Here is an 11,832-nt window from a genome sequence, read left to right as displayed (position 1 = left end):
TCACAGGATGAGGTGGAAGAGCGGAGAGGGAAATGACGATGGTGCAAGGTGGGGTTCTGGCGCGATTATTGTTGGCGGGGGCTGGAGTTGTAGGAGCGATTGGGGTCGCTGCGGCTGCGGGTGCCTCGCATGCTGGCGGGTCCCGCAACATCGAGGCAATCGCTGCGGTGTGCCTCGCCCATGGCCCCGCGCTGCTGGCGCTTGGGCTGGCGGGGCGCGGGCGGATCCTGGGTGCGGCGGGAGCATTGCTGGCCATGGGCACGGGCCTGTTTGTGCTGGACCTGGGCGTGCGGGAATGGCTGGGGCAGGGCGCCTTTCCCGGCGCGGCACCGATGGGCGGGATGGGGATGATCGGCGGCTGGGTCGCGATCAGCCTTGCCGCACTGGCGCGTAGGGCGCCGGAAGAAAAAATCTAGGAATGCAGATTTGTGCGGAACCAATCACTCAATCGTGCATTTGCTCCTCCGATAGTACCTGGAGGGTTTTCCATGCATAAGTTTCTGATCATCGCCGCTACCACCCTGTCGCTGGCTGCGTGCACTGCCACACAAGAGGGTGCTGCTGTCGGCGCAGGCGTAGGCGCTGTTACCGGCGCTGTTGCCACCGGTAGCGTTGCCGGTGCGGCTGTCGGCGCAGGCATTGGCGGCGTGGTCGGCGCAGCCGCCGGCAATGTCCTCGGTCGTGTCGACGGCGACAACAATATGTGCTGGTACGAAAACCGCAATGGCGGCCGGTACAAGGACGTTTGCCCACGCGGCTAAACAGGTCGCCGCATCGCCCCATGCGGCGCGCGCCCCTCGGGGCGCCAACACTCGGTCCGGAGTCCCTCCCGGGCCGAGTGTCTTTGTTTATGAAGGACTTGAAATTTGTTTGCGGGCGCGGCATATTTCACAACATACGTTACACTCGTCTTGCGCTAATCCAATCACCGGCGTGCCGGAAACTTGGCTACCTCCTGACTGTGAATCGTTAGACCGGGCTTTCCGCCCGTATTCAACCCTTAGCCGCCGCGGCGGCGACCACTTGTTACGAGGATCAAATTCCATGGCCGCAATCACCGGTACCGTGAAATTCTTCAACACCACCAAGGGCTTCGGCTTCATCTCGCCAGAAAATGGTGAGAAGGACGCGTTTGTCCACATCTCCGCCGTCCAGCGTTCGGGCCTGCAGGGCCTGTATGAAGGCGACAAGGTGACCTATGAACTCGAGACCGGCCGTGACGGCAAGGTTTCCGCCACCAACCTGACCCTGCTGAGCTAAACTCAACAGGTTCGAGTTTCGGAAGGCCCCGGTACCGGGGCCTTTTTTGTCCCGCCGCAGAGCGCCGTTCGGCATGCCGATACCGCTAGCGCCCCGGGGGGCTTTACTTTTTCTTCAGTTCCGTGCATAAGGCAGGCATACGTTTTACAGCCTACGTCGGCTGCCTGATCTGCCGAATTTCGGCCTGGCTACCTGCTCAACTTGCGAACGTGTATGCGCCCACCGACATGTTGTCATGGGCAACGGCTCGTTCGCCTCGGCGAGAGCACACAGAAAAGGGTCAGCCATGATCACCGGTACCGTTAAGTTTTTCAACACCACCAAGGGCTTCGGCTTCATTTCGCCTGAGAATGGCGGCCAGGACGCATTCGTGCACATCTCTGCCGTTCAGCGTTCGGGCCTGCAGGGCCTGTATGAAGGCGACAAGGTCACCTACGAGCTCGAGACCGGCCGCGATGGCAAGGTTTCAGCAACGAACCTGACCCTGCTCGACAACTAAGCGATCCCTTATCGGATCTGGAAAGGCTCCCTCCGGGGAGCCTTTTTTGTTTTTGTGCCCGGCTCGGGCGATGGCATTTGCCCGCTTGACCGATTTCGGGCGAGGGGCTAGAAACAAACCAACTTTTTTATGGAGAGGTCCCGTGCGGGCACTCATTCTCGTAGTAGGCTGGCGCATCGGCGACGTGGGATAACATCCCGCGCGAATGCTGATGCGCCGAAAACAGGTCCCAAACGGGGCCTTTTTTATTGCCCATTTTCCGCCGGGGCGGAGGGGCGGAACCGAACGGCCCGGTGGGGCAACCAAGGAGCAAGCAAGATGGCGGAACACGAGAAGATGACGGGCGCCGAGATGGTGATCCAGGCGCTAACCGATCAGGGTGTCGAGCATATCTTTGGCTATCCCGGTGGCGCGGCGCTGCCGATCTATGACGCGATGTTCCAGCAGGATGTGATCCAGCATATCCTCGTGCGCCACGAACAGGGCGCGACCCATATGGCCGAGGGCTATGCCCGCTCGACCGGCAAGCCGGGCGTGGTGCTGGTGACCTCGGGCCCGGGGGTGACCAACGCGATCACCGGATTGACCGATGCGCTGCTCGATTCCATTCCGCTGGTGTGCATCACCGCCCAGGTGCCGACCTCGCTGATCGGCACCGACGCGTTCCAGGAATGCGACACGGTGGGGATCACCCGCTCCTGCACCAAGCACAATTATCTGGTGAAGCGCATCGAGGACCTGCCGCGGGTGCTGCATGAAGCGTTCCTGATCGCGACGACCGGCCGGCCCGGCCCGGTGGTGATCGATATTCCCAAGGATGTGCAGTTTGCACTAGGCACCTACTACAAGCCGGACGCGCAGAGCCTGCGCCAGCGCAGCTATCGCCCGCAGGTGGATGGGGACATCGCCGCGATCGAGGCTGCCGTCGACATGATGCTCAAGGCCGAGCGCCCGGTGTTTTATACCGGTGGCGGCGTGATCAATGCCGGGCCGCAGGCCTCTGAGCATCTGCGTGAACTGGCTGAGCTGACCGGCTTTCCGGTGACCTCGACCCTGATGGGGCTGGGCGCGTTTCCGGCGGCGAATCCGCAGTGGTTGGGAATGCTGGGCATGCACGGCACTTATGAAGCGAACCTCGCCATGCATGGCTGCGATCTGATGATCAATATCGGGGCGCGGTTCGATGACCGCATCACCGGCCGGATTGACGCGTTTTCGCCCGGCAGCCGCAAGATCCATGTGGATATCGACCCAAGCTCGATCAACAAGATCATCCCCGTGGACCTGCCCATCATCGGCGATTGCGGGCGGGTTTTGGCCGAAATGGTGCGAATCTGGCGCTCCAAGACCAACCAGCCGCGTACCGAAGCGCTGGCGCCATGGTGGGGGCAGATCGGCAAGTGGCGCTCGGTCAACTCGCTGGGCTTCCAGAACTCGGACACGACGATCAAGCCGCAATACGCGATCCAGCGCCTTTATGAGGCGACCAAGGACCGGGATGTCTACATCACGACCGAGGTTGGGCAGCACCAGATGTGGGCCGCGCAGCACTTCCATTTCCAAAAGCCCAATCGCTGGATGACCTCGGGCGGTTTGGGGACCATGGGCTATGGCCTGCCAGCGGCGGTCGGCGTGCAGGTGGCGCATCCCGACGCTCTCGTGATCGACATCGCCGGCGAAGCCAGCGTGCAGATGACGATGCAGGAAATGTCCACGGCGGTGCAGTACCGCTTGCCGGTCAAGATCTTCATCCTCAACAATGAGCGCATGGGCATGGTGCGCCAGTGGCAGGACCTGCTGCATGGCTCGCGCTATGCGCATTCCTATTCGGAATCGCTGCCCGATTTCGTCAAGCTGGCAGAGGCTTATGGCGGCAAGGGCATCCGGTGCGAGAACCCGGCCGAGCTCGATGCGGCGATTGCCGAGATGCTCGATTATGATGGTCCGGTGCTGTTCGACTGCGTGGTGGAGAAGGACGAGAATGCGCTGCCGATGATCCCATCGGGCAAGCCGCATAATGAGATCATCTTGCCCGATACCGCCAATATCGGCTCGATCATCGATGAAAAGGGAAGGGCGCTGGTTTAGGAGGCGCGATTTCTCCCGCGCTCCGTGTCTACCCCCGCCTTGAGCCGGGGCCCATCTTGAGATCTCGAGATGGATCCCGGCTCAAGGTCGGGATGATACCGGGGCGGGAGGCACCGTTTCAGAGCCCAGCAGTTGAGGACCAAAAAAATGAACGCACATCTGCAGCCGACCGGTTCGGCTTATTTCATGACCAAGGAAAACCAGGAGATCGAGCGGCATACGCTGTCGGTGCTGGTGGACAATGAGCCGGGTATTCTTGCACGCGTGGTGGGGCTGTTTTCGGCCCGGGGCTATAATATCGAGAGCCTGACCGTCAGCGAGACCGAACACGACAAGCGACTTAGCCGCATCACTGTGGTGGTGGTGGCGACGCCCAAGGTGCTGGTGCAAATCAAGCTGCAGCTTGAGCGCCTGGTGCCGGTGCACAAGGTGCATGACCTGACCAGCGAAGGGGGCTCGGTGGAGCGCGAGCTGGCGCTGATCAAGGTGGCGGGTTCGGGCGACCACCGCGCCGAGACCTTGCGGTTGGCCGATGCGTTTCGGGCGCAAATCGTTGACGCAACCGTCGAAAGCTTCGTGTTCGAAGTGACGGGCAAGTCGAGCAAGATAGACAGCTTCATCGCCTTGATGGCGCCGCTCGGCCTGGTGGAAGTGGTGCGCACTGGGTTGGCGGCGATCTCCCGGGGTCCCGAGGGGATGTGATCGCGGTGTTGTGCCGGGCGCGCAGGATCAGTACTGCTGATGGCAGTCAGTTCCTAAACCGCACCGCAACGCCGAGTTTTTCGCGATGACCCTGCTTTCCGTCAATCTCAATGCCGTGGCGCAGCTGCGCAATCGACGCGATCTGCCCTGGCCCAGCGTAACCGGCATCGCCCGGGTGGTGCTGGATGCCGGGGCAAGCGGGATCACCATCCATCCCCGCCCGGATCAGCGCCACATCCGGCGCACGGATGTGTTCGAACTCGCGGCCTTGCTGCGGGAGGACTATCCCGGAGCCGAGTTCAACATCGAAGGCTATCCGAGCGACGATTTCCTGGCGCTGATCGATGCGGTGCGGCCCCAGCAGGTGACGCTGGTGCCCGACGATCCGGCACAGGCGACCTCCGATCACGGCTGGGATTTTGCTGCTTCGGCGGCGATGCTGTGGCCGGTGATCAAGCAGCTCAAGGAGATGGGCAGCCGCGTGTCGCTGTTTTGCGATCCCGATGCGGGGCTTTATGGCACGGAAGCGGCGCGCGATTTGGGCGCGGACCGGATCGAGCTTTATACCGGCCCCTATGGCGCCTGCTTTGATGATCCCGAGCGGGCGGCGGTTGAGTTGTCCAAGCTTGCTGGCACCACGGCCGACGCCATGGCGCTTGGCCTTGGGGTCAATGCCGGGCACGATTTGACCCTGGACAATTTGCCCGCGTTTCAGGATGCGGTGCCTGGCGTAGCCGAAGTCTCCATCGGCCATGGTATCACGGCCGATGCGCTGCTGATGGGGTTTGCCGAAGCAGTACGCCGCTATCGTGCCGTGCTGGGCGGTTGAGCCAACAGCCCGTCGGTCAGGTTTGACGAACGCTGCGTTGAACACACCGAGTGCAGCTGTTGGTGCGCAGCCCTCAAAAGCCCAGAAATCCGGCAACTTAAGGCAGTCAGATACTTACACCCATGTGCCTTAGCTCCCTTCGGGGAACCCACGGACATGAGCGTGCCCACTTGCGTGGAAATCGTACAGGCACATATATCGCCTCAGTTACGTTTTGTTACCAAGGAGGGCACGCAATGTCCAAACTCAAGATTGGCGTCATTATCTCGTCCACCCGCGAAAGCCGCTTCGGCGACAAGCCGGCGCAGTGGATTCTCGACAAGGCCAATGCCCGTGACGAGATCGAGGCTGAACTGGTCGACCTGCGCGATTTCGACCTGCCCTTCTTCAACGAAGTGGCGTCCAATATGTGGATGCCTTCAAGCGACCCCCGTGCTGTCGCCTGGCAAAAGAAGGTCGCAGAGTTTGACGGCTTCATCTTCGTCGTCGCCGAATACAACCGGTCCATCACCGGCGCGCTTAAGAACGCGATCGACCAGTCCTATGTCGAGTGGAATCGCAAGCCCTTCGGCATCGTCGCCTATGGCAGCGTTGGCGGCACCCGTGCGGCCGAACATCTGCGCGGCATCGGCGTCGAGATGCAGATGGTCTCGACCCGCTCGGCCGTCCATATCGGGGGCAGCGACTTCTTTGCCGTGCATCCGCTCGGCGGCCAGAACAAGAGCTTCAGCGATATCGAAGGCTCGATCGGCCCTAGCGCCAAGGACATGCTAGACCAGCTGATCTGGTGGGGCACTGCCACCAAGGCCGCTCGCGCCCAGGATAATGCCCGGGCTGCCGTCGCGGCCGAATAGGTATTTCGAAAGCCAGACCTCCAGCTTTCGTTGACGTCAGGGGCCGCTCGGTGTGAGCGGCCCCTGTGCGTTTGGGCGCTTGAATAGAAGTTGTGTTGTATGTGAGATATCCGAGGTGTATAGCGGCGCCCGCCGTTACCCATGAGAGCACAGGTTTATGACGCAGACGAATACGGCCGGTGCCAGCACCGGTGCCGATGCGAGCGATCTTCACGACCACTCTCACAACAAAGACCTGCCCATGCTGCTGCTCGGCGCGCTTGGGGTGGTCTATGGCGATATTGGCACGAGCCCGATCTATGCCTTCCGGCAGGCGATGAGCATTCGTCCCGGTGCCGCTTCGAGCAGCAGCGAAATCCTGGGACTGCTGTCGCTGATTGTTTGGGCGCTGACGCTGACCGTCGCGGTCAAATATGTGTTCTTCGTTACGCGCGCGGACAACAAGGGCGAGGGCGGTACGCTTTCGCTGATGGCCTTGGCGCGCAAGACCTTCACCAATCCGCCGATGTGGATCACCGTACTCGGCGTGCTGGGAGCCTCGCTGTTTTTTGGCGACGCGATCATCACTCCCGCTATCTCGGTGTTGTCGGCGGTTGAGGGTATTGAACTCGTAGCCCCCAATATGCGCCGCTGGGTGGTGCCGATCACGCTGGTGATCATTGTCGGCATCTTCATGGTGCAGCGCTTTGGCACTGCCAAGGTCTCGATCGTGTTTGGTCCCGTAACCGGGATCTGGTTCCTGACCCTGGGCATTTCCGGGCTGGTGCATATTGTGCAGTACCCAGCGGTGCTGCTGGCGATCAATCCTTTCCTGGGCGTCGAGTTTCTGGCCACGCATTTCGGCATTGCCTTTGTGGTGATCGGCGCTGTGTTCCTGGCGGTGACCGGGGCCGAGGCGCTGTATGTGGATTTGGGGCATTTCGGGCGTCGGCCCATTGTGATTGCCTGGTTCGCCCTGGTGTTTCCGTGCCTCTTGCTCAACTATTTCGGGCAGGGCGCCTTTGTGTTGCAGATGGGCGTCGAGAATGTCGAAAGCCCGTTTTTTGAAATGCAGCCGGAATGGGCCTTGGGGCCGTTTGTGGCACTTGCGACCATGGCGACAATCATCGCCAGCCAGGCGGTTATCTCGGGCACCTACAGCCTGGCGCAGCAGGCTATCGCGCTCAACATGCTGCCGCGCATGGTGGTGCAGCACACCTCCGCTACCCAAAGCGGTCAGATCTACATGCCTCAGATCAATACGATGCTGATGCTCGGCGTGCTGATGCTGGTGATTGCGTTCGGCAGTTCCGAGGCGTTGTCGAACGCCTATGGTATCGCGGTTTCGGGCGTGATGATCGTTACCCTGGCGCTGCTGCTGGTGGTGATGTGGCGCAATTGGAAGTGGAACCCGGCGGTCGTGGTGCTGTTCGGCGTGGTGTTCGTTGTGATCGATGGCGGGTTCTTCGCCGCCAATGTCTCCAAACTGTTCCAGGGCGGCTGGGTCCCCGCTGCGGTGGCGCTGACAGTCGCGGTCATCATGGCAAGCTGGATTGGCGGCCGACGGCGCCTGGCGGAAAAGACCCGGCGCGATGAAGTGCCGTTGCAGTTCCTCGTGGATAATCTCTCCAAGAAACGCCCGACACTGGTGCCCGGCACCGCCGTGTTCCTGACCAGCGATATCGAAGGCGCCCCAACGGCGCTGCTCCATAGCCTCAAGCACTACAAGGTGCTGCACGAGCAAAACGTGATTCTGACGGTGCGCACATCGGCGTCCCCGCGCGTGCCGGACGACGAGAAGGTGACGATCGACGCCTATAACGAGCTGTTCAGCCGCGTGGTCGTGACCTTTGGCTATATGGAAAGCCCCAATATTCCAAAGGCCTTGATCCTGGGGCGCAAGCTGGGCTGGAAGTTCGACATCATGTCGACCTCGTTCTTCCTGTCGCGCCGCTCGCTCAAGCCCGGGCCGCGCCAAGGGCTGGTGCGCTATTGGCAAGACCGGTTGTTCACGCGGTTGGCGCGCAATGCCAGCGACGCCACGGAGTATTTCCACATACCAACGGGCCGCGTCGTCGAGATCGGCACGCAGGTGGTGCTATAGCCCTTAGCCCTTGAGCATGTCCGGGCAGACATAGGGCACGGTTGCCGTGACGAAGCGCTGTTCCTGGGTTTCCGTGCCCAGGTGCATGCGCAGCACCAGTTCGGTTTCGGTGAGGGTGGCGATATCGGCGTCGATGGTCATGCCATCTTCGTCCCAGCTGATGGCCGTGGACGAGACCTGCTGCCATTTGGACAGCCGGTAGGTTTCCCAGCAGCTATCGCTGACCAGCGTGCCGTCCCCCAGAAAGATCTGCATGGGGCCGGGCAGGTTCTCGTCAGCATCGGAGCGCACCCAGACCTTGTTAAGCAGCGGATTGCCGGTCTCGCGCTCATCCTCCTCCATGCTGCCTTCGGCTTCCTGAGCCGTGGCGGGCAGGGTGGGGCAGGCGCCCACACCCCAGACACTGAGCAGTGCAATAACAGCGGCTTTGGTATCCACCGAGCTTCTCCTGGTTGACCGGCTGGCCAAGAGCGATCTGCCGCCGGCAAAGCGGCAGAAATAGGATGGGTGCGCTTACGTATCCTGTTCGGCAAACTCGCGCTGCTTGAGCCAGCGGTCGCGTTCGCGCACCCGGGCCGCCTGGTTGGGCCACAGCTCGTAGCCCGGTTCTCCCAGCGCGTGGCGGGCATGGACGGCCCAATTGGGGTCATCCAATGCCGCCCGGGCCAGCGCAATGAAATCGGCATCGCCATTGGCGAGCACGGCTTCATCGGCCGCCGGATCACCTCCGAGCAGACCAACCGCCATGGTGGGGATATCGGCGCCTTTGCGCACGGCGGCGCTGAAGGGCACCTGGTAGCCGGGGGTGGAACGGATGGCGCCCGAATCAAAGCCGCCACTGCTGCAGTCGATCGCATCGACGCCCAGCGCCTTGAGCTCGCGGGCGAGCACGACGCTGTCTTCCACTTGCCAGCCGGCGGGATCATTGTCGCTGACCGACAGGCGCACGATGACGGGTTTGTCGGCCGGCCACACGGCGCGCACGGCCTGCGTAACTTCCAGTACGAGGCGCATGCGATTTTCGCGGCTGCCGCCATAGTTGTCGGTGCGCTTGTTGGCGAGTGGCGACAGGAACTGGTTGAGCAGATAACCGTGGGCGGCGTGGATTTCGACGAGGTCAAAGCCCGCCTCATTGGCGCGCAGCGCGCCGGCGACGAAAGCTTCGATGACATTGCGAATGCCAGCGGCATCAAGGGCCGTCGGCTTGGTGAAGTTCTTGCCCTCGGCGTGGATCTCGTCGGTGGGACCGACTGGCGTCCAGCTTTGGAAGCCGACGCCAGGCTTTTCCTCCTCGGTTTCGTCAAAGCCCTTGCGCCAAGGAATGGGCGTCGAGGCCTTGCGCCCGGCATGGGCCAGCTGAATGCCGGCAGCGGCACCCTGGGCGTGGAGGAAATCGACGATGCGGGTCAGCCCGGGAATGTGCTCGTCCTTCCAGATGCCGAGATCGGCATAGGAAATGCGGCCCTCGGGGGTAACGCCCGTTGCCTCGGTGATCACCAGCCCGAACCCACCCATGGCAAAGCGGCCGAGATGCACCAGGTGCCAGTCATTGGCAAAGCCATCGCGAGCCGAATACTGGCACATTGGGGCAATCACGGTGCGATTGCGCAGCTTGAGGCGGCGCAAGGCAGTGGGGGTAAACAGCAAGGACATGAGGGAAAAACCGGTGGGGAAAACAGAACCCGCAGATTGCACACAAGCGCATCCATCGGCAAGTGCCGATGAAGAGAGACTGAGTGCGCGGAAACCAGGGCCGGGTTGCGCCGGCCCTGTTGTTGTTTGATGTGCTTGCCCTTAGGCGAGGGCTTCGGTCAGGCGGTGGGTGCCGCCTTTTTCGGACGTAGCTACAGCGGTGATCCGGGCGTCCGGGCCGTTAGCGCGGACCAGCCATTCAGCCGGCTTGGCGGTGGGGGACCATTGCGGACCCCAGTTCGACCAGTTGAATTTGCGCTCGTTGCGGCCAGCCAGATTGCCCAAATCCTGCCGCTGCGGGTTGATGATGAGGCTTGCATTGTCAAGCTCGAGCGCCACGGTCACCGGCTTGGCAACCTTGTTCTCGATGGCAACGTCGGAAAGATTGGTCGGCAGATAGCCATGATTGGCAACCACGGCCGAGATCTTGAAGAGATCGGCGCCCAGTGCTTCCACGGTGAGCTTGTCGATCCTGACCTGGGGCGCAGCCGCGGCGTGGCGCAGGTTGAACAGGGTGTTGTTGTGGCAGATCTCTTCGAGCAGCTTGCCGGGGGGATTGCGGTAGCTCCAGATGTAAACCATGCCGCCCACCTCAACTGGCCCGAGCTGAGGATGGTCGAAGTGCTCCCAATCGCGAAAGCCCTTGTCACCGACATTGTCGAGCACCCAGTCGAACACCTTCTGTTGGGTATCAGCGTCGCGTGGCCCGAGATTAAGGTAACCTTTTTTGTCGACCCCGGCGGTACGCTCCATGTCCCACAGTTCGGTGGAAAAGCAGATGATACCGAGCTCTTCATAGACCCAATCCTTAAGGCTGCCATGGCGGCCCTTGGTCTTGTCGGGGGTAAAATCCTCATAGGTCGAGATCACTGGGTAGCCGGTAAGGCGGGTGCCGACAGCGCCTAGATCCTTGTAGAGCGCGAGGTCGCGGGGGCTCATATCGGCGTCATATTTCAGCATAGATGGGCGCAGGATGATGCCGCCATGGGTGTGGTAGGCGCACATGCCGCAAATATTAGGGTGCTCCAGCACCAGCTTGCCCATGGCCATCGCCTCGGGCTCGGAAAAGGGATAGGCGCCCGCCCCATATTCCTGGGGTGACCAGTTGATCGGGAAGTTACGGTTCATATTACCGTCTTGCTGCTTCTCGATCTTTACGTGCGCGCCATCGTAATTGCGGATCAGTCCTTCGGGGTAAACACGATAGTACTGGCCGCCTTCTTCGCCCGGTTCGCGCTGGACCATCAGGCGCGGATCGCGCTCGGACTTCTTCCACTCGCCGGTCGGGTCGGGGACCCGCATATTGACGATATGGCCATCGCCATTGATGTCCTGCGGGACAAGGCCTTCGAGGCGATCTTCGCCGGGCAGACAGCGGCCATTGCCGCACCAGGCGTAATAGGGTTCCACCAGCGAAAGCTCGGCGCCATCCGGATTGATGCGGGGCAGCACATAGAACACCTGGCTATCGACCAAGCGGGTAACCTCTTCATCACTGCCGTAATTGGTCAGGATGTACCAGAGGCCATAAAGAGCTGTGGCGCTGGTGGCGTGTTCCTCGGCATGGATCTGCGCATCGATGTAAAAGCCGGGCTTTTCGTGTCCAGGGCCGGTGTCGGGATTGGTGATCTCCATCAGCCACACATCGCGGCCGCGGTGGGACTTGGCGAGCGAGGTGAGCTTGGCGAGCTTGGGATAGGCCGCGGCAAGCGCCTGCAGATGCGCCGTCATTTCGTCATAGGTGTAGTAGGTGTCGAACGCGATATCGACCATGGCCATTGCGGCGTCCTTTCGGGTCGGGAGGAGGGCGCCAGGCAGCGCGGGA

12 protein-coding genes are annotated in these 11,832 nt (G+C 61.6%); 9 read left to right on the top strand and 3 right to left on the bottom strand.

Annotated elements, in window-relative coordinates; genetic code table 11:
• Window positions 1–32 precede the first annotated feature (32 nt).
• From HRU92_RS08160 to HRU92_RS08120, 9 genes are all read left to right on the top strand, one after another.
• Window positions 33–416, top strand: coding sequence for a DUF423 domain-containing protein (locus tag HRU92_RS08160; RefSeq protein WP_248307055.1), 384 nt, complete (start codon window positions 33–35; stop codon window positions 414–416).
• A 72-nt stretch (window positions 417–488) separates the two neighbouring features.
• The gene (locus HRU92_RS08155; RefSeq protein ID WP_127753529.1) at window positions 489–761 is read left to right on the top strand and encodes a glycine zipper domain-containing protein; all 273 of its coding nucleotides are present in this window, start codon (window positions 489–491) and stop codon (window positions 759–761) included.
• A gap of 283 nt (window positions 762–1,044) precedes the next feature.
• The gene (locus tag HRU92_RS08150; protein WP_127753528.1) at window positions 1,045–1,260 is read left to right on the top strand and encodes a cold-shock protein; all 216 of its coding nucleotides are present in this window, start codon (window positions 1,045–1,047) and stop codon (window positions 1,258–1,260) included.
• Between the two features lie 286 nt (window positions 1,261–1,546).
• Complete coding sequence (locus HRU92_RS08145; RefSeq protein ID WP_127753527.1) at window positions 1,547–1,759, top strand: cold-shock protein; 213 nt, start codon at window positions 1,547–1,549, stop codon at window positions 1,757–1,759.
• Window positions 1,760–2,077: 318 nt separating this feature from the next.
• Window positions 2,078–3,847 carry an acetolactate synthase 3 large subunit gene (locus HRU92_RS08140; RefSeq protein WP_127753526.1) on the top strand — a complete coding sequence of 590 codons (1,770 nt, stop codon included), beginning with the start codon at window positions 2,078–2,080 and terminating at the stop codon, window positions 3,845–3,847.
• Between the two features lie 147 nt (window positions 3,848–3,994).
• On the top strand, window positions 3,995–4,549 hold the full coding sequence (gene ilvN / locus HRU92_RS08135; RefSeq protein ID WP_127753525.1) for an acetolactate synthase small subunit: 555 nt from the start codon (window positions 3,995–3,997) through the stop codon (window positions 4,547–4,549).
• 85 nt (window positions 4,550–4,634) lie between these two features.
• Entirely contained in the window at window positions 4,635–5,378 is a 744-nt protein-coding gene (locus tag HRU92_RS08130; protein ID WP_127753524.1) for a pyridoxine 5'-phosphate synthase, read from the top strand.
• A 236-nt stretch (window positions 5,379–5,614) separates the two neighbouring features.
• Window positions 5,615–6,232 (top strand): NADPH-dependent FMN reductase, encoded by a 618-nt coding sequence (locus HRU92_RS08125; RefSeq protein ID WP_127753523.1) that lies wholly within the window; start codon window positions 5,615–5,617, stop codon window positions 6,230–6,232.
• A gap of 241 nt (window positions 6,233–6,473) precedes the next feature.
• A complete protein-coding gene (locus tag HRU92_RS08120; protein WP_248305338.1) occupies window positions 6,474–8,315 on the top strand; it encodes a potassium transporter Kup in 1,842 nt (613 codons plus the stop codon).
• Between the two features lie 3 nt (window positions 8,316–8,318).
• On the opposite strand, the gene HRU92_RS08115 is transcribed toward HRU92_RS08120, so the two are convergent.
• The 3 genes from HRU92_RS08115 to HRU92_RS08105 form a co-directional block, all read right to left on the bottom strand.
• A complete protein-coding gene (locus tag HRU92_RS08115) occupies window positions 8,319–8,753 on the bottom strand; it encodes a hypothetical protein (protein ID WP_172123636.1) in 435 nt (144 codons plus the stop codon).
• Window positions 8,754–8,828: 75 nt separating this feature from the next.
• Complete coding sequence (locus tag HRU92_RS08110; protein ID WP_173088007.1) at window positions 8,829–9,968, bottom strand: NADH:flavin oxidoreductase/NADH oxidase; 1,140 nt, start codon at window positions 9,966–9,968, stop codon at window positions 8,829–8,831.
• Window positions 9,969–10,109: 141 nt separating this feature from the next.
• Window positions 10,110–11,786, bottom strand: a complete 1,677-nt coding sequence (locus HRU92_RS08105) for a M14 family metallopeptidase (RefSeq protein ID WP_173088005.1) — start codon at window positions 11,784–11,786, stop codon at window positions 10,110–10,112.
• Between the last annotated feature and the right edge of the window lie 46 nt (window positions 11,787–11,832).

It is taken from the genome of Devosia sp. 1635, from assembly GCF_013185955.1.
Classification (GTDB): Bacteria; Pseudomonadota; Alphaproteobacteria; order Rhizobiales; family Devosiaceae; genus Devosia.
Note: the sequence above shows the minus strand (reverse complement) of the source record. Positions and strands in the feature narration are given on the sequence as shown.